The organism is Sinisalibacter lacisalsi (assembly GCF_014640115.1).
Lineage (GTDB): Bacteria > Pseudomonadota > Alphaproteobacteria > Rhodobacterales > Rhodobacteraceae > Sinisalibacter > Sinisalibacter lacisalsi.
The window spans coordinates 284,994-307,891 of the sequence record NZ_BMGI01000005.1 but is presented as its reverse complement, the minus strand read 5'-3'; the positions used below and the strand labels follow the sequence as shown (position 1 = coordinate 307,891).

The following is a 22,898-nucleotide window of genomic DNA, read 5'->3' as shown; positions in this document are numbered from 1 at the left end:
GGCCGGCCTGGCCCGATGAGCGCGGGTGATCTCCTGCTCGTCTTCCTCGCCTTCGCGGCGGGCGGTCTGCTCAAGGGCGCAATGGGTGCCGGCGCGCCGCTGCTCGCGGTGCCGCTGATGTCGTCGCTGCGCGACGTGCCCTTCGCGGTTGCGGTTTTCGTGCTGCCCAACATCGTGCCCAACCTGTGGCAATACTGGCTCTACCGCCGTTCCGTTGCCGATCCGCGCCTCGCCCGTGGCTTTGCCGTCGCGGGCGGGGTCGGCGCGGCGGCCGGCACGGTGGCGCTGGCGGGGCTTCCGTCGGAGGTGTTGCTGCTGGGCGTCGGGCTGGTGCTGGTGACCTATATCGGCTTTCGCCTGCTCAACCCGGCCTGGCACCTCGCGCGCGCCCGCGCCACCCGGGTGGCGGTTCCGGTGGGGATCCTGGCCGGGATGCTGCAAGGGGCGACGGGCCTGTCCGCCCCGGTTTCGCTTACCTTCCTCAGCGCGATACGGCCCTCGCGCGAAGAATTCATGGCCACGGCCTCGCTGTTCTTCGTGGCGCTCGGGCTGGTGCAACTCCCGGCCCAGATCCATTTCGGGATCATGACCGTCGAGCGGTTCGGCTACAGCCTGCTCGCGCTCATCCCGCTGTTGCTGTTCATGCCGCTGGGTGGCTGGATCGGGCGGCGGCTGCCGCGCGACGCCTTCGAAAAGCTCGTGCTTGCGCTCCTCGCCGCGCTGGCAGTGGAGATCCTCCTCGACAGCCTGTTCTGAGCCGCTCGCAGGCAGACCGGCTCATCGGCTGGTGTGTCGTCCGCGCCGCGTCCGGCCTGCAAAACCGCAACCCCCCGGCAAGATCGCAATCGGCAGAAAAAGGCCGAATTGGCGGGTGATTGACCTGCCTCAAGGCGCCGGCGCCGAAGTCTTGCGACAAGTAACCAGTCTATCACCAAATTCCGGCGGGTCCGGAAAGGGGGATGCCATGAAACCGATCCGAAAAATTCTTGCCACGCTGGCCGGAGCGGCGCTCGGCCTGATTGTCGCCGCGCTGCCGGCGCTCGCGGTCGACGCCACGGCGACGACTTGGCTCAACGTGCGTGCGGGCCCGGGGGCGACAAACCCCGTGGTCGACACGCTCTATCCCGGTGAGGCCGTCTCGGTCGAGGAATGCGAGTCGAACGGCTGGTGCCGCATCGACCATTCCGGCCCTGACGGCTGGGTGAACGCGTCCTATCTCGAACCCGTTACCGAGGGTGGCGGCGCGCTTGAGCCCGATTGCCGCTTTCAGCTGACCCTCGGCCCCGGCGGGCCGACGTTTTCGATCGTCTGCGACGGCGATGGTGGCGGTGGTGGTGGCGGCGGTGTTCTGCCCCCGACCGGGCCCGACCGTGCCTGCTTCTTCGACGGGCCCAACTTCACCGGCGACAGCTTCTGCCGTGACGTTGGCATCTACCTGAGCCTGCCGCCGGTCGCCAATGACCGGATCACCTCGGTGCGGCTCGAAGGCAACGCCAAGGTTCGCTTGTGCGAGAACGCCAACATGGGGCCGTTCTGCCGTGACGTGACCTCCGATGAATCGCATCTCGGGCAATATCTCAACAACAAGGTCTCGTCGCTGCGGGTCTACACCGGCTCGCTGCCGGCGTTGAAGCAGGCCTGCTTCTTCGATCTTCCGGGCTACACCGGCGATTACTTCTGCATGCGTCCGGGACGGATCGACGTGCTGCCGCCGGCGGCGAATGACAGGGCCACCTCGGTGGCGCTGTTCGGCGGCGCGCAGGCGACGCTCTGCGTCGACACCAACCTCGCGGGCTACTGCCGCACGATGAATGCCAACGTGCCCGTGCTCGGGGCTTTCCTGAACAACAAGGGAAGCTCGGTGCTGGTCGAATAGGCTCAGCCGCCGGCCTTGCGGTAGGTCATGTCCACGACCAGCCGCCAGGCCTCGGCGCCCTCGGCGCGCAGCAATTGCCGGATGGCAAAGCTGCTTTCGTCGGGGGCGCTCACGCTCACCCGGCTCTCGTAGCTCTTCTCGTCCACGATTAGCGCCGTGGTCGAAACCATCTCGATCTCGGCATCGGTTTCGGTGCCGGAGAACTGCACCGTCTGCCCCGTCGCCGCCGACCAGAAACCCGCGTTCACCCGGCCGTCGCCGGCGCGCACGAGCCTCAGCGAAATGTCGGACACCCCCACCGTCACGGCGCAACTGCCGGTCACGCTCACGTCGCGCCCATCCGGCTCGGGGGTGATGTTCACCCGGCAGCGGCCGCGTTCCAGTGGTGCCTCGGCGCCGGTGGCGAGCAGGCCCTCGCCCACCCAGGCCCCCTCGGCCTCGAAGATCTCGGTGGCGGCGGCGGGGCTCGCGAGGCCTAGCAGAAGTGCGGTGGCGATCCGGATCATGACGGCTCCTTTTCCAGTTTCCCGTGCTTGCGGCGCGGACCGAAGACGGCCAGCACGGCGGGCAGGATGATGAGATCGGCGATCAGCGCGAGCAGGTAGACCGCCATGGCGATCTTGCCGAAATCGCTGACGCCCTTGTTCTCGGCAAACAGCGTGCCGCCCATGCCGAGAACCAGCACGAGCGAGGTGGTGACCAGCGCCGGCGCAACCTCTTCGAGCGCCGCCGCCACGCGGGCGCGCTCGAAATGGGCGATCCCGCCGTTGAGGCGCAGCCGGTTGAGCACGTGCAGCGTATCGTCGACGGCCACGCCGAAGGCCACGGTCAGAGCCAGCCCGTTGGAAAACTCGATGCCCTTGCCGGTGAGCATCAGCCACGCCCCGATCAGGGTGACCGGCAGCATGTTGGGCACCAGCGATATCAGCGCGATCCGCAGGTTGCCCAGCCAGATGAAGATCAGCACCGCCACGCCGCCGAGCGCGATCAGAAGGCTGCGGTTGATCTCGTCGAGCACGACCTCCGCCACCCGCGCCGACATCACCGGCAGGCCGGTCGCCCGGCCGACCTCGATTTCGGCAAGACCGGGTTCGGCGGCGATCGCGGCGTCGATCCGTTCGGCGAGGGCCAGCGTTTCCTGGCCGTTCTCATAGCGAAACGGCACCGAGACGAGCGATTGCGTGCCGTCGCGCGAGACCAGTCGCCGCGCCAGCGGCGCCGGCAGTTCGGACTCCACCGCCTCGGCCCCGCCGACGACATCGGCGATCGACTGCACGTTGGGGCTTTCTGTCACCTCCGCCACCACGTCGCGCACTTTGGCGACGATCTCGGGATCGGTGCTCGTCACCGGGATCTGGATCTGGCTCACCGGGGCCACCTTGGCCTCGACCCGGTCGAACACGGTGCGGATCGGGCTGTCGGGCTTGAGGCTGTCCATCAGCGAATACCGTGGGCCGGCCTGGCTGTAGAGCAGCGTCGAGATCGCGAGCACGGCGAGCCCGGCCCAGGCGATGCGCCGCGGCGCGGCGAGCGCAAGGCGGGGCAGGTTTTCAAGCCCGCGCGAAAACGGCGGATGAACCGAAAGCCGGTCGAAGAGCGGGGCAAACCATGCAAAGCGGCCGGCGGTGGCGAGCACGGTGGTCTGGGTCAGTATCACCGTGAAAACTGAAGCAAGCGCCACGATCACCCCCATCCGGCCCATCTCGGCCAGGATTTCCGAGCGCGACGTGGCGAGCGCCGCGAAGGCCACCGCGGTTGTGACGGCGGCGAAGATGCAGGCCACGGCCACCCGGCGCACCGCCCGCACCGTCGCCCGCGTGCTGGCCCGCCCGGCTTGCCGGGCGCGTTCGAAACCGATGTGAATGCTGTCGGACGTGGCGAGCACCAGCACCAGCACCGGCAGCGCGATGGTCATGGTGTTGATCGCAACTCCGAGATGGCCGTGCAGGCCGATCGCGACGGACACCGCCATCACCGGCCCCGGCAACGTGAGCAACGCGAGGCGCAGCGAGCGGAAGGTGGTGATCGCGATGAAGAACCCCACCAGGATGCCGAACCCGGTGAGCATCACGATATCGTCGATCAGCGCGCGGGCCACGTTGTCGCGCAGCACCGGGTAGCCCGACAGCGCGACCGAGACCCCGGGCGCGGCGGCGGCGAGACGGTCGCCCAGTTCTTCCAGCGCGCCGACCTGCGTGCGGCGCTCCCTGAGATCGTCTTCGCCGTCCTCGGTGATCGGCAGAACCACGATCATCGCCCGCCGGTCGGCCGACATCAGCCGGCTGAGCGAGGGATTGTCCGCGCGCTCGGCGTCGAGCCGGGCGGCCATCTCGGCCCGAGGCAAGGGCGGGTAGGGAAACAGCGGCGCGACCGCCCCGTCCTCGCCGCCGACGCGCAGCGAGAACGGCGAGATCGCGGCACGCACGCCGGGCACGAACTGGGCATCGAGCAGGAAATCCGACACCGCCCCGGCAACGTCCGGATCGGCCAGGTCGGGGGCTTCGATCAGCACGATCACGTCGTTGGAATCGCCCTCGAACGCCTGCGAGAGCGCCACGAAATCGTCGAAGGCGGCGATATCGCTGTCGAAAAACCGGAACAGCTCGTCGTCAAAGCGCAACCGGGCGATGCCGGTGAGCGAAAAGACGAGGATCACCGCCAGCAGGATCCACAGCAGGATCAGCCGCCCGTGCAGCGCGGCCAATGCTGCCGCCAGCTTTCTTACCAGCCCGTTCAAAACAGCCCGTCTCCCTGCCTGAAAGCCTTTTAGCCACGCCCAACGTCGCATTGCAAGGCGGGCGCTGTGCCGCTGCGGCCACCCTCGAGTGCACCCTGACACTACGGCGCGGCGCCGCGCGGTGGATCAGGTTTCGTCGAGATAGGTCCAGACCGCGGCCCCGTCGAAATGGCGCACCGGAATGGCCGCGATATCGGCGGGGTGGTCCGCAAGCCGCAGGTTCAGCGCGCGGCGTCGATGCGTGCCCGCGCGGGCGGCGGCGCCGCCCGGGTCGGCGGGGGGCTGTCCCCCCGCCCAATCCGCTCAGCCGTCCAGCCGGATACGGGCGTTCTGCGGATCATGCGGGCTGTCTTCGACCACTTCCGCATCCCACAGCCGGCCCTGCATCTTGACCTTGAGCTTCTGGCCGGGTTTGGCGAGGTCCGGCCGCACGTAGCCCATGCCGATCGACTTGCCAAAGGCCACCGAGTAGCCGCCCGAGGTGAGGCGGCCGACCTTCTCGTCACCCGCGTACAGCGCCTCGCGGCCCCAGGGGTCGGCATCCTCGGGCCCGTCGATCAGCAGGGTGACGCAGAGCGAACGGATGCCCTTGGCCTGCATCGCCGCCTTGCCGTGGAAGTCCTTGGAGAGATCGACGAAGCGGTCGAGCCCGGCTTCGAGCGGCGTCGCGTCGCGGCCCAACTCGGTGCCGAAGGCGCGGTAGGATTTCTCCTGCCGCAGCCAGTTCTGCGCCCGCGCGCCGACCGGCTTCAGCCCGTGCGCCGTGCCCGCCTTCATCAACAGGTCCCAAAGGTAGTTCTGCATCTCGATCGGGTGGTGCAGCTCCCAGCCCAGCTCGCCGGTATAGGCCACGCGCACCGCGACGATGGGGCACATGCCAAGCTCGATCTTGCGTGCCGAGAGCCAGGGGAAGCGCTTGTTGGAGAGCGCCGTTTCCGGTTCGGCGTCGCGGATCACCTCGGCGAGGATGGCGCGCGATTTCGGCCCGGCGAGGGCGAAGACGCCAAATCGCGTCGTCCAGTCCTCCACCTCGATCCGGCCGAACTCGGGCTCCTTGTCCTCGACCGCCTTGAGCAGGTAATCGCGGTCGTAAGCGTGCAGGCCACCTGCCGAGATCAGCACGAAACGGTCTTCTTCCTCGCGGATGATGGTGTATTCGGTGCGCGTCGTGCCGGTTTCGGTGAGCGCGTAGGTGAGGTTGATCCGGCCCACCTTGGGCAGCTTGTTGGTGGTGAACCAGTCGAGGAACCCCGCCGCTCCCGGCCCCTTGACCACGTGCTTGGCGAAGGCGGTGGCGTCGATGATCCCGGCGCTCTCGCGGATCGCCTTCGCCTCGGCCTCGGCATATTGCCACCAGCCGCCGCGGCGGAAGCTGCGCGCCTCGTAGTCGAAATTGTCGGGCGCATCGACGGGGCCGTAGTAATTGGGCCGCTCCCAGCCGTTAACCTGGCCGAACTGCGCGCCGAGCGCCTTCTGCCGGTCATAGGCCGGCGCGGTGCGCAGCGGGCGGCAGGCCTCGCGCTCCTCGTCGGGGTGGTGCAGGATGTAGACGTGCTCGTAGGCCTCCTCGTTCTTGCGAGCGGCGTATTCGGTCGTCATCCAGTCGCCGTAGCGCTTGGGATCCAGCGAGGCCATGTCGATCTCGGCCTCGCCCTCGACCATCATCTGCGCGAGGTAGTAGCCGGTGCCGCCGGCGGCGGTGATGCCGAAGGAGAACCCCTCCGCGAGCCACATGTTGCGCAGGCCCGGCGCCGGGCCGACGAGCGGGTTGCCATCGGGCGTGTAGCAGATCGGGCCGTTGTAATCGTCCTTCAGACCGACCTCCTCCGACGAGGGGATGCGGTGGATCATGCTCATGTATTCCTCCTCGATCCGCTCCAGGTCGAGCGGGAAGAGGTCGGCGCGGAAGCTGTCGGGCACGCCGTATTCGAAGCGGGCAGGGGCATTGCGCTCGTAGGGGCCGAGAATCCAGCCGCCGCGTTCCTCGCGCACATACCACTTGGCGTCGGCGTCGCGCAGTACCGGGTGCTCGCCGTGGCTCTTGCGGTACTCCACCAGCGCCGGATCGGGCTCGGTCACGATGAACTGGTGCTCAACCGGGATCGCGGGGATCTTGATGCCGAGAAGCTGCGCCGTGCGCTGGGAGTGGTTGCCGGTGGCGGTGACCACGTGTTCGGCGTGGATCTCGATCTGTTCCTCGGTGGCGACGAGGTTGCCGCCCTTCTCCCCCATCTTCGTCGCGGTGACGATCCACTCCGACCCGGTCCAGCGGTAGCCGTCAACCTGCCATTTCCGCTCGATGATCACGCCGCGCTGACGTGCGCCCTTGGCCATCGCCATGGTCACGTCGGCAGGGTTTATGTAGCCGTCGGTGGGGTGGAAGAGCGCGCCCTCGAGATCATCGGTGCGCACCAGCGGCCAGCGCTCCTTGATCTGCTCGGGGGTGAGAAACTCGTAAGGAATGCCCACGGTGTCGGCGGTGCTGGCGTAGAGCTGGAACTCGTCCATCCGCTCCGGGCTTTGGGCCATGCGCAGGTTGCCGACCACCGAGAACCCGGCGTTGAGCCCGGTTTCTTCCTCGAGCGTCTTGTAGAACTTCACGCTGTAATCGTGAATATGGGTGGTTGCATAGCCCATGTTGAACAGCGGCAGGAGGCCCGCGGCGTGCCACGTCGAGCCGGAGGTCAGCTCGTCGCGCTCAAGCAGCATCACGTCGGCCCAACCGGCTCGCGCAAGATGATAGGCGATCGACGCTCCAACGGCGCCACCGCCGACGACAAGCGCTTTGACATGGGTTTTCATGGCGCGACTCCCTCGAAAAACTGCCGCCATCCTGCCCGATCGCGCGTTGCCGGGAGACAGGCAGCCGACGCTTGGGCGAGCGAAAACGACCAGCTTTCCACCGGATGATGCGCGCGCGCCGAGGCGGCAGGTTCCGCGGGGGAATTGCTGCCGATGGCCGGCCTGTGCGCCCGGCCTTCTCGATGCTTCGATTTGGGAATTTGGTGGAGCCTAGGGCCGCACAACCAGTGTCCATTCCGGTCTCTCAACATCCATCAACACCAATTTAATATCACTATTTTCAGTCGTTTGTCAGAACTGACAAATCACGACGTCTCACGAGGTCTATTGACTGCCACAAGATTTTAGGGGCAGATTAGGGGCAGGAATTCGTTCCGCAAAACCCCGGCAACGTGAACGGAGCCCCGATATGCCCGCCCTCGTCACATTCGCCGCCACCTCGACCGCACCGACCATGGGCCTCCTTGAAGATCGCGTGGTGGCACTTTCACGCGCCCTGCTTGACTTGGACAAGATCGCCACATTCCGGACTGACGACACCGAGCGCTACGCGGAGATCGACATTGCCCAACGGCCGTCGATCCACGCCGCCTGCACTGAAAGGACGCCGCCATGGCAAAAACCCTGCACCGACTGACCGTGAAACAGATCGAGGCCGCCGTGCCCGGAAAGGCCCTCAACGATGGGGGCGGGCTGTATTACCGCGCAAGCAAGCGCGGTGGTGGCCGTTGGGTGTTCCGCTTCTCCCTGCCGGGCCAATCCCAACGGGAAATGGGCCTCGGGCCTTTCCCCGCCATTCCATTGGCTCTGGCACGGGAAAAGGCTGCCGATGCACGGAAGCAGGTCGCCTTGGGGGTCGATCCGATTGCCGCCGCTCACGAGGCAGCGGAGCAGGCGCGCGCGACCGTCGCTGCTGAGGCCAACATCATGACCTTTGGCGACTACGCCGACACCTTCGTTGAATGGAAGATCAGGTCCGCAGGCTTCACGAACCCCAAGCACATCTACCAGTGGCGCCAGACCTTCAAGGAATACGCTGCGCCCTTGCGTCCGCTCCGCTTGGACGCGATTACCCGCAAGGACGTACTGGCTGTGCTCGCCCCGATCTGGGACACGAAACACGAAACGGCAAAGCGCGTCCGGGGGCGGTTGGAACAACTCTTCGACCACGCCGCGCAGAACGATGCGTTCGAGGGAGAGAACCCGGCACGGTGGAAATTGCTGAACGCCACGCTCTCTAAGCCCCGCAAGCTGACGGAAGGCCACCAGCCCGCGATGCCATGGCGGCAAGTGCCCGACTTCATCGCTCGCCTTCGCGACCGCGATGCCGCGGGGGCGCTGGCGCTGGAATTCCTCATTCTATCCGCCTCGCGTTCGGGTGAGGTCCGGGAGGCGACCTGGGGCGAAATTGACCTTGATGGGAAGACCTGGACCATCCCCGCCAACCGCATGAAAACCCGCCGCGACACAAAGCGTCGTGACCACATCGTGCCCCTCAGCGCGCGCATGATCGAACTCCTTGAAGCCGCTCGCGCGCTCGCGGAGATCGACAACCCGGCACAAGAAGGCCCACGGCCGGATCAATTCGTTTTCCCCGGAGCGAAGGCGGGAAGGCCCCTTTCAGACATGACCTTGCGGGCCGTCATGCGGCGGCTCGGGGTCGAGGACAGCGTGCCGCACGGCTTCCGCAGCGCGTTCCGCGATTGGGCTGGCTCCCGCCATGACGTGCCCCGGGAACTGGCAGAGGAAGCCTTGGCGCACGTGCTTGGGGACGTGGAAAGCGCCTATCGGCGGGAGCAATCGGTTGAGCGTCGGCGCGTCGTGATGGAGGCCTGGGCCGCCCATTGCGACGGCGAAGCCCCCGCAGAAGGGGGCGATATCGTGCAGTTTGGTCGGGCGAGTTGAAAAAATTTCATTCAACCCTAAGCCTCAAATCGCAGCACAAACTGCCAGCTAGGCCATTGAAAGCAAAGACGAGTGCACTCCCTTTTTGACGGCGGCATTTGACAAAGGTGTCAAACATATCAGATATTTAGCCGAATTATGTCTCTTGACGGCTCTCCTGCGAAGGATCGATATTGCCCGCAGCAACTCTCTGACGACGAATGCGGAGTTCGATCATGCAGAATACCTATCCCGAGCGCCTTCTCCCCCTGCACGCGGTTGTAGATGCCACCGGCTACCAGCGTGCCACGATCTACCGGAAGATTACCCAAGGGGCTTTCCCGCCGCCTGTGAAGATCGGCCGCGCCTCGCGCTGGCCGGAGAGCGAAATCCAGAAATGGATCGCGGCCCGGATCGCTGAACGCACCGCAGCCTGACCCTGAAACGAAAGCGCCCCGTCGCGCTGGCAGGCACGAACGGGGCAGAAGGACTTAGACGTGAAAATTGATACCATTAGCGCCACGACGGCGCAAGCTGACACGACCGACAACACCGCCGTGGCGGAATGGCGGCACCTCCTTGACGAAATTCAACGCGCGGGCCTTGTCTGGTCCGAGGACAGGGAACGCGTTCTGCGCTTCCAAGCGGAATATGCGTGCGGCCTTCTTGGAGCCGACACAGCCCAAGCCGCCATTGCCGATCTTCTGTCCGGCGGCCATGCGGCGAGGCAGGCGTTGGAGGCCATCGACCCGCTTTTCCAGCCCGGCGATGTGGTTGAAATCCGGGCGCTGGACCCGGCAGGGGGCGGCGCCCGGAGCCACAATGGCGATCTGTCCGTGCCGGACGATCGGGCGGACCTCGCTGAGTTCATCAAGACGCACAACGGACGGCGCAACCTTTACTTCGGCGTCAACCCGCGTGCGTCCGCCCTCGGCGGGACGGACAGGGCAGCGAGGGACAAAGACGTGGCGGCCCGCCGGGCCGTTTTCTTGGACATGGACCGCAAGGACGCGCCGGACATGGACCCGGACTGGACCCGGACGCGGCAGGAACTGGAAGCCCTCGGCCCTCTTCTTGTGGTCGAGACCGGCAACGGTTTCCATGTCCATTTCCGGATTGAAGACCAGATCGGCGAAGACCTGTCCGCGTCCGTCGCGTCGCTTGCGTCGGCCATGGCGCGGATTGGGTCCGACAACGTGGCCGACCTGCCCCGCATTGCGCGCTTGCCCTTCACCGTGAACCTCCCCACGAAGGTGAAGCGCCAGCGGGGCAACACCGTGGCGTTGGCGCTCCCTGTGCCCGGTACGGGAGCTTTGCCTTTGGTTGAAGGCGCACCGCGCGCTTTGGAAGCTCTTTGCGCGGAGATCGAGGGCGTGGCCCAACGGTTGGGCTTGCCCGGCAAGCGCGGGCGTGGCGACAACTCCGCTTCCGCGTCCTCCAACGGCACCGGCGAGAAGAGGGGGGATCCGGCCCCCAGCACGGACTTGCTCCGCATGGCGCTGCAAGAACTGCCCAACGATCCGGGCGGGCCTTTCGACCACTATGACGACTGGATCAGGATCGGGCACGCAATCAAGGGCGCGGCAGTCGCGGGCGGGTTTGAGGCCGAAGGGCGGGCGGCGTGGGTCGAATGGTCCGCGAAATGGGGCGGCGATCCGGGTGAGGCGGAAAGCAAGTGGGATAGTTTCAAGCCGCACACGGGCTGGGGCACCTTGATGCGGGAACTTGAGCGCGCGAACCCTGACGGGTGGCAGAAGGTCCGGGACGCGATGGCACGGGCCGCTTTCCCGCCTCTGCCTGCCAGTTTTCGCCTGCAACCGGTTCAGCCCTTCAACGCTACCTCGTTGCCGCCGCGCCCGTGGCTCTACGGCCGGAACGTGATCGCCGGTTATATCTCCATGCTGGTTGCTCCTGGCGGCACCGGCAAGTCGGCTCTCGTGATGACCGAAGCTGTTGCCATGGCGACGGGCCGGACCCTCCTGCCGGGCGACAACCCGCACCACCCGCTGCGCGTCCATTATCACAACGCGGAAGATGATCGGATCGAGCTGCAACGGCGTTTTGAAGCGGTGATGCGCCACCACGGGATCACGCACACGGATTTGGGTAATCGTCTGGGTATGACCTCGGGGCGGGAATTGGACCTCATCCTCGCCCGGCAGGGGCGCGATGGGCTTACCGTCAACAGGAAGGCCGTGGAGTGGTTGGTGGAGAAACTGACGCAGGCCCGGATTGATGTTCTGATCCTCGATCCTCTTGGCGCGATGCATACCCTGCCCGAGAACTCCAACGAAGCCGCCAACATGCTTATGGCCGCTCTGCGTGAAGTCGCACACAAGTCTGGGGCGGCTATCGTCTTGGTGCACCACACTGGAAAGATGGCCGCTAAAGATATGGACACGGCAGGGGCCGGAGCGGCGCGGGGCGCGTCCGCGTTTGTTGATGGTGCGCGTGTGGTCCGGCAGTTGCGCCCCGCTGGGGGTAGTGACGTCGGCAGCCTCGGAATTGCCTCAGTGGATCGCCGGTTCTACATCCGCGTTGACAATGGGAAGGCGAACCTTGCCCCGGCTGAGGAAGCGCGGTGGCTTCGCTTGGTTTCGGTTAACCTCGGAAATGGCACCAGCGACTACCCGAATGGCGACGATGTGCAAACCGTGGAGCGGTGGACACCGCCGGTGGCGGCAGGTGCCTCCGCGTCCGACCTCGCGGCGGTGCAGGCCGCTATTCAGACCGCTATCGACGCGGGCGAGCCCCCGCGCGCCGCTTCATCGGCCCGCGAGTGGGTCGGCTATCTGATTGCCGAAACTCTCGGGCTTCCCGTTGGTTCTCTCGGCAGCAAAGTTGCGGACTTGTCGGCGGAGGAGCGGGCCAATCTCGCCCGGATCAAGGCCATGGTGCGTGGCTGGCTGAAAGACGGCAGCCTTGAGCAATACGACGCGCCCGACAAGAACCGGCAGCCGCGCCCCTGCATCCGCCCCGGGACGCCCGCCATTTTCCAAAACGGCGAACACCAGGACGAACAGCCCGGCGCCGCGTAGGCGTCTCACGATCTGCTGAGGCGCAATTGTCCCAGCTCTGTCCCGGCTGATTTTCCGGACGTGGCTTTCGCTGCGTCCGGAACGAAAAACAGGTGCGGCGGGTGCTCTTGACCATACTCACGCATGAAAAATTCACGCATCAAACGAAGCGAGGCCAACAGTGCCCCGATATCTGCACTACTGCTTTGGGAGCTTCCGACCTGCTCGGGGCGCGCGCCATCAGTTGAGGAAGACCATTTCCGAGATCGAGAAGGCATCCTTCGGCAAAATGCGGTGCAAACCTTCATTCAGGTGCGCGCGCACCCATTGGCCATCCATTCGGTAGGTCCAGAACACGTTCCGGTATTCCCGGTGCTGGACCCTGATCTTGTCGATATTCCGGTCCGATTGCAGCCGTCCGGTCTCGCCGTCATCTTTGATCTCGACCAAGGCGATGGAATTCGGCGTGGCGCGCCCCGCAACGCCGACAACAAAGTCAGGGAAGAAGTTTTTGCCGCTGGGCAGAACGATCCGCGTTGCCCAGCGCTCGTTTTCCGGGTTGCGCATCCACCAAAGAACCGTGCCCGTGCTATCCGCGTCGAGAAATTCGGCAAACCGTTGTTCCTCGCCGTTCAAGCGCGCGGGGAAGACCCCGTAAGCTGACTTCCCGGCGGGGGGTAGGCCATCGGGACCATAATAAGCCTCCGGGATCGGCTCGGCATCGGACACCCGGACGTTTCGGCCTTGGGCTGTCTTCATGGCTTCCTTGAGTTTGTCCGGCTCCCCCATCACCGCGAGATCAAGCGCGCGGCGCAAATCGCGTTCCTCCGCTTCGATAACCTCGTCATCGACAACCCGACGCAACTCGCTGATCAAGGCGCGCTTGAGCAAACGGGGATCAATAGTGTCGTTGAAGTTGAAGGCCATCTGGGCCTTTTCCGCGACGCGCGCGTTCGAAAATCGCAGCCGCAACTCGACTTCCTCAGCCATATCCGCGACGAACAGATCGCGCAGGCTCATCTTGGCCTTGGTCTTCCGCTTTTGTAGCAGCGACACGACGTTCGAGCTTGCGCAGAAGACCTTCGCAATATCACCGACCAACTTGTCGGCCTCGCTCGGATCGGGTGGCAATTCGCGCCACAAGCCTTCGGGCAGGTCGATATCCCGACGCAGGGGGTAGGGCCGCAGGTTGGGTTTACCGGAGCTCGCCGGTGCTGCGTCCGGACGTTCGCTTTCCGGCAGGTTCCCGAACAGGGGCGTCTGGGTCATCTGCTGCCATGCTTCTCCGGCAAGAATTGCGCGGTCCTGTTCTGCGTCCGGCAGGGACACCACGTCCGACTTAACCAACCCTTGATCGATCAGGTTCGCGAGCCGCATCTGGCGGTCTTCGGGGCTGGACGGGACCGGTGGCTGAAACTGTGACGTCGTGACGACATCGGAAAAGCCCAGCGGCTTTGCGGCATTGCCAAACTCGACAACATCCAGCCGGTCCGTGATCAATTCGATGCTCTGGCGCACCGCTTTGACTTCTTCGACGGCGGCATCGAGGCCCGCCTGCATTTCCGGGTCGGTGAGGAACACATAGCCACGATCCAGCAGGGCATCCTGCCCGTGATAAGGGCGGATCAGAGGATGCACCCGCATGATCCGGCCAACGATTTGCAGACCGAATTCCTTGCCCCGGTTCGGGCGGACCGAAACCAGCGTCCACGCGCGGGGCGCATCAAAGCCCGTTGCAACGGCCACCTTGAATATCAGCACTTCCTTGTCGGGGTCATAGGCGAGCGTGTGAAAATCCGGGTCGGGTTGGCCGGACGTGTGCGTCGCAATCGCAGTCTCGGGCACGCCGACTTCGATCAGCTTTTCGCGCACACGGTCAACCGGATCACCGCCACCCTTCGCCTGATCCTCGACCTGCACCAGCATCAGGGGGGTGAGGACGACACCTCGCTCATCAAGCCGCGCCTTCACCCGCTGGTGTTGCGTCCAACCGGCGGTGAGCGTGGCCTGTTCGTGGTCCACCAGATCGCGGTCCGCATCGCTCATCCGGATCACGCCCATCATCAGCCCCACCTTGTTCAGCCCCGCCTCCACCACGTCGCTGCGCGGCACGATCACGCGGCTCGCGACTTCGATCCCGGCTTTTTCCTCGAAGGCTTCCAGCTTGTCGTCGTTGGGGGTGGCCGTTGCCAGAACGGTGAAATCCGGCTTCAAGGCGTTCAGGTAGAAGTCTGCGGCCGCTTTGGCCGAGGCCCCGAAATTCAGGTGCGCCTCATCGATCACCACACCCACGAAAAAACCGTCATCGCGCAGCGCCGCGATCATGTCATCGAGCGACAGGGCGCTTTCCTTGGTGCGCCGAACCTTGCGGGCGTCCTTGTTGTTTGCCGCCACCGCGCTCCACGTCTGGACGAAGACGTCGCCATCGCGCGTGCCCACCGGCTCACGATCCGTGGTGATATCCCGCACCCGCAGTGCCCCACATTGATCGACAATCGCATCGCGGGTTTGCGTCACCAACCCGGCATAGGGCGCGAACCAGAACCATACGACGGGGCGCGACAGCGCCCCACGCAAGCCTTCCAGCACCCGGCCCAACACCAGCGTCTTGCCTGACCCGGTGGGCGCTTGCAGCAACGTCACGCCGCTTTTCAGGGCAATCTCCTGCCGGTGTTGCGGGCGGTCGTCGTGGAATTCGGCCACCTTTCGGATTACGCCGGTCAGCGCCTCGACTGCGCGGGACTGGTATCCGGCCAGTGCGAAACGCGCTTCCTGAGTTCTGGGGCTCATTGCTGGAAACTCCGCACCAGCGTGTCGCGGACCGAGCGGATTTCGATCTCGACACCAGCCAGCTCGCGCGCCAATTGCCCTGGTGCCCAAGAGTAGACGAAGACGTTCTGGAATGACCGCTCACGCAGCCAGTCCAGAAGCGCGGCGTCGTAGCGGTCCACCATCACCAGCGTCACGCCCTCGCCCTCGTGAGCGTTCCACGGCGCGGCGGGGTCATAGGCCGTCAGAGGCAAGCCGTGCAGGGTTTCGAGCGCGGCCCAGGCATCCTTGGGGTCCAGATCATAGTCCAAATCCTCGAAGGCGATCTCGCGCGTGCGCATGTAAGCGAAAGGCGCGGCGAGGTCGGCATATTTCGGATCGTCGCTGGCATGGAGCCGCCGGACCCGCTCCGCCGTCACGTCGCGGCACAGGTTCTTTTCGGGCTCATCCTCGGTCGCCTCGGTGGAAGAAACCATGATGAAGCGCCGGTCGCCGCCATCCTCGGCATTCAGTTCCATCACCGCCTGCGCAGTGGTTGCCGAACCTGCGAAGAAATCGAGCACGATATCGCCCGGTCTCGCGGACTGCCGGATCAGTTCTCGGATCAGTGAAGGAGGCTTCGGATATTCAAAAGCATCACCCCCAAAAATAGCACGGATTGCCCGAGTCCCTTCGGCTGTCTTGCCCACCTCGACTGAATAGGACTCATCGGTGATAACGCCGTCCAAGAGGCTTGAGAGAGGGTTCGGGGTCTCCTTTCGGTCCTTCAAGAATTTTTTTATCCGAACGCTCCCAATCCCAATCTTTTTGCCAACCCAATCTGCTAGGTTTGGAAGATCAAGCCTTGCGAATTTGTGGGCGGTCTTATCCACGATCGCTTGTTGAAGCTCTTCAAAGGTTTCATACCGAACGAATTCACCCTTCTTTTTGAAAATGATGAGCTTTTCATCAAGTAGGTCTTCGATAGCGGCCTCTCGGAGCTTTTTGTCGCCTCTCTGACCAACAGACCAAACACGGTTAGGGTTCGGGGGATAGTAGATATCCGTGTCAGGGTCGCGGATGAGATAGACCCCGCCCTCGCGCTGCTTATAGTTTTTTGGCTGCTGTAGCGGATCATCGGTCCAAGGCCCGCGTGGGTCATCATCATCGTTTGAAAAATCGGCGCGCTGCTTGGCCGATCCCGCAAACTCGAACTTCGGGTTTCGATAGATCATTACGAAATCATGATCTTTTGAGAAGTTCCCACTGTCATAGCCGCCCTTACGAGTGCGCCAGACAAAGCAACCAAGCTTCATCCCCGGCATTGCCTCATCCATCATCAACTCAAGCAGTGCTCGCTGCTCATCATTGATCGAAACCAGCATCACGCCGTCCTCGGCCAAGAGGTCTCGGGCCAGCGTGAAACGACGGTAGAGGAATTCGAGCCATGTGGACTGGCGGAAACGGTCCTCCGGGTCCATGTAGCGGTCGTTGTAGACCCAATCCTTGTTGCCGGTGTTGTAGGGCGGATCGATGTAGATGCACTTCACCCGCCCCGCCAGCGTCATTCGCAGCCAGCGCAAGGCATCGAAATTGTCGCCCTCGATCACCATGTTCGGCCACGGCGCCGGCTTGTCCGACAGCTCCGGCACGATCTCGCAGGCGATGAAGTTCTCATCGATGGCCTGATCCGCCGCGATCTCGTCGCGCTCCCAGACCAGCCCCAGCTTCTTGGTGCGATCCCGCTTCTTCAATAGCTCGATCAACTGCTCGCGCGTGAGGGTCTCGTATTTGTCGGACATTGCGGCTCCTACAACCAACCTGCGCAAACCTAACCGGTCTTTCCCGGGTCCGCTACAGGGGGAGGCCACCAAATATCCCGGCACGGGGGCGGGCAAATCGGATCGCCCTGCGTCGCTTCGGGGCGGAACCCGGCGCGGCGCCCCGGGGCCATGGCCCGGATTTGTCCCGGCTCTGTCCCAGCTGATTTTCCGGACGTGGTTTTCGCTGCGTCCGGACATGCCTCCGGACATGGCCCCGGACGCGAGCCTGCCGCGCCGCACGCACGGAGCCACCCTTGTTCCCGGCACGGGGGGCTTGCTGACCGATCTGCACCACCTTCGCGTTCAAAGTGGTGCAAAGGTGATGCAACATGTTGCGACTAGGAGGGGTGGAAAGCCGCATGGGAGGCCGCCCCCTAAAGGGCGGCCCCCCTGCTGCACCACCATGGTCTACCTATAGGGCGGAAGTGGTGGTGGTGCAGAAAACAGGGCCATATTGCCCCCTGCCCGGAAGCCCTGAAAAACGTCCCGCGCTGTGCGCTTGCCGGTCCCCTTGAGCAGACAAGGTGGTGCAAAGGTGGTGCGGATTTTGGGGGCCGCCCCCTGTCCGAACCGCCTAGGTGGACCGCAACAGCCGGACCATAGACAGCCACCGCGCTTGCGCCCGGGGCTCGTTCGGGTCGGCCAGATAGTCCCGCATCGCGCGCAACAGCGCGAGCCGGTCGCCATCCGTCGCGCACCGCTCCAGCATCGGCCCGACCGTGGCTTGGTTCTGCCGGTATAGCTCCATGAGCCCGGACAACTCACCGTCGTCCGCAGGCTGCGTCCGGGGCCGTCCGCGCCGCCCGTAGCCTTTGCCCCGGACTTTGGGCGGCACCTTGATCGGGTCCGGGCAATGGCGTTTGGAGCGAACATCATCTGCACTGTCCTCAGGCGTCCACACGGCGCCCCGTGCTGCGGCCTCATTCGCGCCCAGCGACGGACCTTCACACCCGGCGGGGGGCGGCCCAGCGGCCTCCACGCGACAAGGTAGGTCATTCACTAGAACCCGCTCCCAGCGTGCCCAGTCGGTCCGGTCGATCCTGTAGCGCCGGAACTTCCAGCGCAGCCAGTCCGCCACCGCAGGAGCCAGCGTCCGTATGTCGTCGAGCACTGCCCGCGCGGCCAGATCGGCACGCATAGTGTTCTCATGCGCCCCTAGGTCGATGGTGGCGCCCGGCAGCCAAGGGTCCTTCCGCCACGCACGGGACAGTCTGTTGGCCGCCCGACGTGCCTCGGCGCGGTTCCATTCCTCGGGACTTACCCGCCCTGTCCGCAATCCCTCCAGCTGGCGCTCTCGGTGCGCACGGGCCGCGTGCGGCCCCGCATGGCGCAAGCAGCGGCCTTTACCCTCTCGGATAGGAAGGCTCTGGCAGAAACGCCCCTGCCGGGTCTGAGCGCCACACACCACTGCGTCCTCTCCGCCGCGCTTGGTCCGGTCCCGTCCGGCACGGAAGGAAAACTCGTGCTCCTCGTGATAGAAAGCGCGGCGGGGGTTCATTGAGACACCATGGGTGAGGGACCTTACATGGCAATGAATAGACCCGTGATCCTATTCCGGGCAACATCATGATCCCGCAGAGACGCTTTGCAAGTCGTCATCTCAATTATTCGGTTGATGGCCTGCGTTTCGCGCGCGCCTTATGCACCTCCATAGCGCGGAAAAGTATCTCAAATCCTTTTAAAAAGACGACAGTCCAGAGCAAACTGAGCACAGTTGTCACCAGCCCGTTCGTCTCTGGAAAAAAGACCGCAATAACAAAAAAACCAGCTACATAACCAAGCAATAACAGGGAGACAACCAACCCATCCTTATACCTTTTTCGCATAGCACCCTCACGTCTTGCAGGACCTAGACAAAATAGTCTTCATCCACGGTCTTAATGGTGTATGTAGCCCGGACGCGAACACCGACCCCGTGCTTGATCAAAAGGTGCGCAAACCGCTGGCCGTCGATCAGGACAATCCTGTGCTGAACCCGGCTGATGTAGTCCCGTGCCTCGCGTGAAAAATCCGACGTGGTGACGAAAACGCCCTTCGTCGCCCCTTCCCCAGTCAATGACCCTACGAAGCGCTGGATGTCGGGTCGGCTGATCTTGTTGTCCGGTGCATAACGCTTCGCCTGCACGTAGACCGCGTCCAGGCCCAGCGCATCCTCATGGATCACCCCGTCGATACCACCATCGCCCGTCGTCTTGGTCATATGGCCGTTGCTCAATTCGCCCCGCCCGAAGCCCATGGCGGCCAGAAGGTCTAGGATCACCCGTTCGAACCGCTGGGGCGACACCTCTGCCAATAGGGCCAACAATTCATCCGCCAGCGCGGCACGCAGCACCTTGTCCGCAGCGGCTATTGCATCCTCAGGCGTCTGAGCACTCTCACCCCTCGGGACTGCCCCCTGCCCGGCGGGCGCGGCTTCCCCATGGTCGGTCCCGCCCGGACCGGATGTAGCGCGCTCACGCCATGCCTCGAACTCCTCGAACTGCGCTAGAAAAGCATTGTCTATCTTGGGTGGATTCTGCGCCAGCACGGCACGCCCCCGGTCCGTGATAACGTGCAGGTTTCGTTTGGGGGACGTCAGAAGACCCGCCTTTGAGAGGTAGGTGCGCGCCCAGTGGGTCCGGCTTTGCAGGACGGTCACGCGCCCGCTGGGCAGCAACTCGCCCGCCTCCTCGTCGGCAATCTGGAACTGGGTCTTAATCTGCGGGACGCAGTCTGCGACGTTGCGCGCCCCTGCGTCGAACATAGTAAGCACCGGAAGCATGAGTGTTTCGTAACTCGGGACGGGCACTCAACAACCTCCGATCAAATCTACGCCGAGACACTTTCAGCCTCCTACCAGAGGAAATCAACCTCTTTGCCCGGAAGGAAGACTATTCATGATTTCCGTCGTCCCGTTTGACAAATCCGACAAAGAGTTCCGGCCACCGTCGTTTTGTGTGAACGGCGGATATGGCTTTCAGCGCGACGAGCGGGTCAGGCCGGGGGGTGGGGGGGTGCCTGCGACCAAATCGTCTCCCGCCGGGCCTCTAGCGGCAATCTGGAGTGTTGGCGACCATGACCTGCATTCGGCCCCTAGCGGTCCTCATTTTAGGGGCTAACTAGGGGCAAAGTCGGTCTTAAGTTGGTTTTTGTAATGATTTCAATGGGAATTGGTGGAGCCGAGGGGAATCGAACCCCTGACCTCGTCATTGCGAACGACGCGCTCTCCCAACTGAGCTACGGCCCCAACGGGATGCTATCTGGCGGTTCGAGCGTTCGGTGTCAAGCGCGAAACGCCCGAACCTTCCGCCTTGCCGCCAGGGCTTCAGCTTGCGACTTTCGCCTTGCTGCGCACGAACTGCTCGATCGCAGAGGCCGGCACCGCGCCCGACTGGCGCGCCACTTCGCGCCCGTTCTGGAACAGGATCATCGTCGGGATGCCGCGGATGTTGTTCTTCGTCGACACCTTGGGGAAATCCTCGGTGTTGATCTTGGCGAGCCGCGCGCCGGGGGCGAGCTTCTGCGCCGCCTTGGCGAATTCCGGCGCCATCATCCGGCACGGCCCGCACCATGGCGCCCAGAAATCGACGAGCAGCGGCAGGTCATCGCTCTTCGCCGCCTTGGCGAGCACGCCCGCGTCCATCTCGCGCACCTTGCCGTCGTTGAGCTTGCTGCCGCAGGTGCCGCACTTGGGACCGGCGGCGAGCTTGTCGGCGGGCACGCGGTTCACCGCGCCACAATCGAGGCAGGTCATTTTCATCGAGGCGGCCATCTGTTTCATCCCGTGAGAAATTCATCTTCGCGCATATGTGCGCTTGCAGACGGGCGGTTTCAACCCCATCCTTGAGGGGCAAGGGGAGAAGCGCCATGACACCTTGGTCCGAACTGACGCCCGAAAAACAACTGCAACTGCGGATGGACTACCAGACCCATCTCGACAGCCTGCCGCCCACCTGTTCGCTCGACGACAAGGTGTCGGCTTTCGCCGAGTGGCTGGCGTCGCGCGATGTTGCCTTTTCTATCGAGGATGTTTCGCCTAAAAGATCCCGCAAGTAACGGAGTGTGCGATGGCGGATGGCGTGAGATCCTACGACGTGGTCGTGGTCGGGGCAGGGCCGGCGGGCGCGGCGGCGGCTCGGCGGGCGCGGGCGCTGGGGCTGTCCGCCGCGGTGATCGACCGCGCCGTCTTTCCGCGCCACAAGCTGTGCGGCGCCCTGCTCTCGGGCCGTGGCCAGAAGGCGATGCGCGACGTGTTCGGCCTCGAGGTCGATCCCGAGCGTTTCCTGTCTTCCCGCAAGGTCGCCTTCAAGTGGAACGGCGAAACGCTGGCCGAGTTCGACGCGCCTTATGATCTCACCTACACCTACCGGGTCGATCTCGATCACCGGCTGCTGCTCGAAGCCATCGCCGCCGGGGCGGAGGATTACCAGGGCACCCGGATCGAAACCTTCGATGACACAGCCGACGTGCTGGTGCTCTCCGACGGCACCCGGATCGGCTACGGCGTTCTGATCGGGGCCGACGGTGCCGCCAGCCCGGTCGCCCGCCACATCTTCGGCCGGGCCTTCGATCCCGACAGGATCGGCTTCGCCTTCGAGGCCGAGGTGCCCGGCGGCTGTGACGCCGATGCGCGGATGTCGATCGACTTTCGCGTCGTCAACTGGGGCTACGGCTGGAATTTCCCCAAGCGTGAGACCCGCACCATCGGCCTCGGCTCGATCAAGTCGCTCGACCAGGATCTCAAGGCGCGGATGGAGCATTACCTCGATCTAGAGGCCGGCGCGGCGGGCGAGGGGGTGAAGATCAAGGGCGCGCATATTCCGCTCGGCGATTACCAGAAGGTGCCGGGGCGCGGCAACGTGCTGCTCGCGGGCGATGCCGCCGGCCTGGTTGACGGTATCACCGGCGAGGGCCTGGCTTACGCGATGGAAAGCGGCGCCGAGGCCGCCGAGGCGGCGGCGGAAGTGCTCAAGGCGGGCAAGCCGGCGATGGCCACCGGGGTCTATCGCAAGCGCATCCACTACATCCACGCCGAACTCGACAAGGCCAACAAGCTGCGCCATTTCGAGTATTCCGACCGCTTCTCCGGCCTGTTCAAGGACAAGCTGGCGAACTCGCTCACCATGCGCCAGGCCTTCTTCGACCTGCTCGCGGGCGAGACGACCTATGGCGAGATCGAGAAGCGGATCTCCAAGCAGCTGATCGGGAAAATCACCGAGAAGATGACCGGCTGGCCCTCGCGCCTCGCCGGACGGCTGCGGGGATAGCACGGGGAGGCCCGCGCCCGCTTCGCACCCTGTCCGCCGCCCCCTTCGCACGCCGCAACGCGCCACCGTCGCCGCATCAGGCGCGGGCCGCGCGGATCTCCTCCCAGGCCCGGTTCACCGCGATCAGATGTTTCTCGGCGAGCCTCACCGCCTCTGCCGGCACCCCGCGCGCGGCGAGCTGGTCGGGATGCGAGGCGCGCACCTCGGTGCGCCAGACCGCGCGAATCTCGTCCATCGGGGCGTCGGGGCGCACGCCCAGCACGGTGTAGGGATCGGGCGCGGCTGCGGGCACGAAGCGCGCCCGGAGCGCCCGGAAGCGCATCTCGTCGATGCCGAAAATCTCCGCCACCTGCGAAAGGAACTCGTCCTCCGCCGGGTGATACTCGCCGTCGGCCATGGCGATGTGGAAGAGCCCTTCCATCAGGTCGCACAGCGCCGGGTCATCAGTGCCGAACAGCGCCACGATCTTGCGGGCGTAGAGCTCGAACCCCGCCACGTCGGTGCGAGCCAGGTTGAACACGCGCGCGGCGTTCTTCTCCTCGATCTCGGGGATGGTGAACACTTCGCGGAAGGCCGAAACCTCGTCGCGCGTCACCTGCCCGTCGGCCTTGGCCATCTTCGCCCCGAGCGCGATCACCGCGATGGTGAAGGCCGTCGAGCGTTCCGGCGGTGTGCGCAGGCGCGAGAACACCTCCGCGAGGCTCTCGCCGGAACGCAACGCGCCAAGCGCCTCGGTAATGCGGGTCCAGATCGACATGGGCACTT

The 22,898-nt window shown here is 64.6% G+C and carries 17 protein-coding genes and 1 tRNA gene; 8 read left to right on the top strand and 10 right to left on the bottom strand.

Annotated elements, in window-relative coordinates; translation table 11 throughout:
* Positions 1-15 precede the first annotated feature (15 nt).
* The gene (locus tag IEW01_RS15510) at positions 16-756 is read left to right on the top strand and encodes a sulfite exporter TauE/SafE family protein (RefSeq protein ID WP_188529390.1); all 741 of its coding nucleotides are present in this window, start codon (positions 16-18) and stop codon (positions 754-756) included.
* Positions 757-964: 208 nt separating this feature from the next.
* Positions 965-1,876, top strand: a complete 912-nt coding sequence (locus IEW01_RS15505) for an SH3 domain-containing protein (RefSeq protein WP_188529388.1) — start codon at positions 965-967, stop codon at positions 1,874-1,876.
* A gap of 2 nt (positions 1,877-1,878) precedes the next feature.
* Here IEW01_RS15505 and IEW01_RS15500 read toward each other — a convergent pair whose 3' ends face one another.
* From IEW01_RS15500 to IEW01_RS15490, 3 genes are all read right to left on the bottom strand, one after another.
* Complete coding sequence (locus IEW01_RS15500) at positions 1,879-2,382, bottom strand: hypothetical protein (RefSeq protein WP_188529386.1); 504 nt, start codon at positions 2,380-2,382, stop codon at positions 1,879-1,881.
* Entirely contained in the window at positions 2,379-4,613 is a 2,235-nt protein-coding gene (locus IEW01_RS15495) for an efflux RND transporter permease subunit (protein ID WP_188529384.1), read from the bottom strand. The genes IEW01_RS15500 and IEW01_RS15495 overlap by 4 nt, the downstream gene beginning before the upstream one ends.
* A 303-nt stretch (positions 4,614-4,916) precedes the next feature.
* Complete coding sequence (locus tag IEW01_RS15490) at positions 4,917-7,415, bottom strand: GcvT family protein (protein ID WP_188529382.1); 2,499 nt, start codon at positions 7,413-7,415, stop codon at positions 4,917-4,919.
* 409 nt (positions 7,416-7,824) lie between these two features.
* Here IEW01_RS15490 and IEW01_RS15485 point away from each other — a divergent pair, with 409 nt between their 5' ends.
* From IEW01_RS15485 to IEW01_RS15470, 4 genes are all read left to right on the top strand, one after another.
* Positions 7,825-8,052: a hypothetical protein gene (locus IEW01_RS15485; RefSeq protein ID WP_188529380.1), complete on the top strand. Its 228-nt coding sequence runs from the start codon at positions 7,825-7,827 to the stop codon at positions 8,050-8,052.
* Complete coding sequence (locus IEW01_RS15480; protein WP_188529378.1) at positions 8,028-9,320, top strand: tyrosine-type recombinase/integrase; 1,293 nt, start codon at positions 8,028-8,030, stop codon at positions 9,318-9,320. The genes IEW01_RS15485 and IEW01_RS15480 overlap by 25 nt, the downstream gene beginning before the upstream one ends.
* Before the next feature lie 215 nt (positions 9,321-9,535).
* Entirely contained in the window at positions 9,536-9,736 is a 201-nt protein-coding gene (locus IEW01_RS15475; RefSeq protein ID WP_188529376.1) for a helix-turn-helix transcriptional regulator, read from the top strand.
* A gap of 60 nt (positions 9,737-9,796) precedes the next feature.
* Positions 9,797-12,337: an AAA family ATPase gene (locus IEW01_RS15470; protein WP_188529374.1), complete on the top strand. Its 2,541-nt coding sequence runs from the start codon at positions 9,797-9,799 to the stop codon at positions 12,335-12,337.
* A 219-nt stretch (positions 12,338-12,556) separates the two neighbouring features.
* Here the strand turns inward: IEW01_RS15470 and IEW01_RS15465 are convergent, their stop codons facing one another.
* The 6 genes from IEW01_RS15465 to trxC form a co-directional block, all read right to left on the bottom strand.
* Positions 12,557-15,106 carry a DEAD/DEAH box helicase gene (locus IEW01_RS15465; RefSeq protein WP_188529372.1) on the bottom strand — a complete coding sequence of 850 codons (2,550 nt, stop codon included), beginning with the start codon at positions 15,104-15,106 and terminating at the stop codon, positions 12,557-12,559.
* Positions 15,103-16,866: a site-specific DNA-methyltransferase gene (locus IEW01_RS15460; protein WP_188529370.1), complete on the bottom strand. Its 1,764-nt coding sequence runs from the start codon at positions 16,864-16,866 to the stop codon at positions 15,103-15,105. Before IEW01_RS15460 ends, IEW01_RS15465 begins: the two co-directional genes overlap by 4 nt.
* A gap of 595 nt (positions 16,867-17,461) precedes the next feature.
* Complete coding sequence (locus IEW01_RS15455) at positions 17,462-18,025, bottom strand: hypothetical protein (RefSeq protein ID WP_188529367.1); 564 nt, start codon at positions 18,023-18,025, stop codon at positions 17,462-17,464.
* A gap of 711 nt (positions 18,026-18,736) precedes the next feature.
* Entirely contained in the window at positions 18,737-19,648 is a 912-nt protein-coding gene (locus tag IEW01_RS15450) for a restriction endonuclease (RefSeq protein ID WP_268236836.1), read from the bottom strand.
* A gap of 389 nt (positions 19,649-20,037) precedes the next feature.
* Positions 20,038-20,113, bottom strand: a tRNA-Ala gene (locus IEW01_RS15445).
* A 78-nt stretch (positions 20,114-20,191) separates the two neighbouring features.
* Entirely contained in the window at positions 20,192-20,638 is a 447-nt protein-coding gene (trxC, locus tag IEW01_RS15440; protein WP_188529553.1) for a thioredoxin TrxC, read from the bottom strand.
* Positions 20,639-20,733: 95 nt separating this feature from the next.
* On the opposite strand from trxC, the gene IEW01_RS15435 reads away from it, so the two are divergent.
* Positions 20,734-20,922 carry a hypothetical protein gene (locus IEW01_RS15435; protein WP_188529363.1) on the top strand — a complete coding sequence of 63 codons (189 nt, stop codon included), beginning with the start codon at positions 20,734-20,736 and terminating at the stop codon, positions 20,920-20,922.
* 11 nt (positions 20,923-20,933) lie between these two features.
* Entirely contained in the window at positions 20,934-22,133 is a 1,200-nt protein-coding gene (locus IEW01_RS15430) for an NAD(P)/FAD-dependent oxidoreductase (protein ID WP_188529361.1), read from the top strand.
* A gap of 76 nt (positions 22,134-22,209) precedes the next feature.
* On the opposite strand, the gene IEW01_RS15425 is transcribed toward IEW01_RS15430, so the two are convergent.
* Positions 22,210-22,890, bottom strand: coding sequence for a molecular chaperone DjiA (locus IEW01_RS15425; RefSeq protein ID WP_188529359.1), 681 nt, complete (start codon positions 22,888-22,890; stop codon positions 22,210-22,212).
* Positions 22,891-22,898 lie beyond the last annotated feature (8 nt).

What these genes read in the sequence shown, in the direction of transcription:
- IEW01_RS15475 (WP_188529376.1), top strand. Translation starts at nt 9,536, where the DNA reads ATGCAGAATACCTATCCCGAGCGCCTTCTCCCCCTGCACGCGGTTGTA.
- IEW01_RS15465 (WP_188529372.1), bottom strand. Translation starts at nt 15,106, where the DNA reads ATGAGCCCCAGAACTCAGGAAGCGCGTTTCGCACTGGCCGGATACCAG.
- IEW01_RS15460 (WP_188529370.1), bottom strand. Translation starts at nt 16,866, where the DNA reads ATGTCCGACAAATACGAGACCCTCACGCGCGAGCAGTTGATCGAGCTA.
- IEW01_RS15490 (WP_188529382.1), bottom strand. Translation starts at nt 7,415, where the DNA reads ATGAAAACCCATGTCAAAGCGCTTGTCGTCGGCGGTGGCGCCGTTGGA.
- IEW01_RS15450 (WP_268236836.1), bottom strand. Translation starts at nt 19,648, where the DNA reads ATGCTTCCGGTGCTTACTATGTTCGACGCAGGGGCGCGCAACGTCGCA.
- IEW01_RS15500 (WP_188529386.1), bottom strand. Translation starts at nt 2,382, where the DNA reads ATGATCCGGATCGCCACCGCACTTCTGCTAGGCCTCGCGAGCCCCGCC.
- IEW01_RS15505 (WP_188529388.1), top strand. Translation starts at nt 965, where the DNA reads ATGAAACCGATCCGAAAAATTCTTGCCACGCTGGCCGGAGCGGCGCTC.
- IEW01_RS15455 (WP_188529367.1), bottom strand. Translation starts at nt 18,025, where the DNA reads ATGCGTGCCGATCTGGCCGCGCGGGCAGTGCTCGACGACATACGGACG.
- IEW01_RS15430 (WP_188529361.1), top strand. Translation starts at nt 20,934, where the DNA reads ATGGCGGATGGCGTGAGATCCTACGACGTGGTCGTGGTCGGGGCAGGG.
- IEW01_RS15510 (WP_188529390.1), top strand. Translation starts at nt 16, where the DNA reads ATGAGCGCGGGTGATCTCCTGCTCGTCTTCCTCGCCTTCGCGGCGGGC.
- IEW01_RS15480 (WP_188529378.1), top strand. Translation starts at nt 8,028, where the DNA reads ATGGCAAAAACCCTGCACCGACTGACCGTGAAACAGATCGAGGCCGCC.
- IEW01_RS15425 (WP_188529359.1), bottom strand. Translation starts at nt 22,890, where the DNA reads ATGTCGATCTGGACCCGCATTACCGAGGCGCTTGGCGCGTTGCGTTCC.
- IEW01_RS15435 (WP_188529363.1), top strand. Translation starts at nt 20,734, where the DNA reads ATGACACCTTGGTCCGAACTGACGCCCGAAAAACAACTGCAACTGCGG.
- IEW01_RS15485 (WP_188529380.1), top strand. Translation starts at nt 7,825, where the DNA reads ATGCCCGCCCTCGTCACATTCGCCGCCACCTCGACCGCACCGACCATG.
- trxC (WP_188529553.1), bottom strand. Translation starts at nt 20,638, where the DNA reads ATGGCCGCCTCGATGAAAATGACCTGCCTCGATTGTGGCGCGGTGAAC.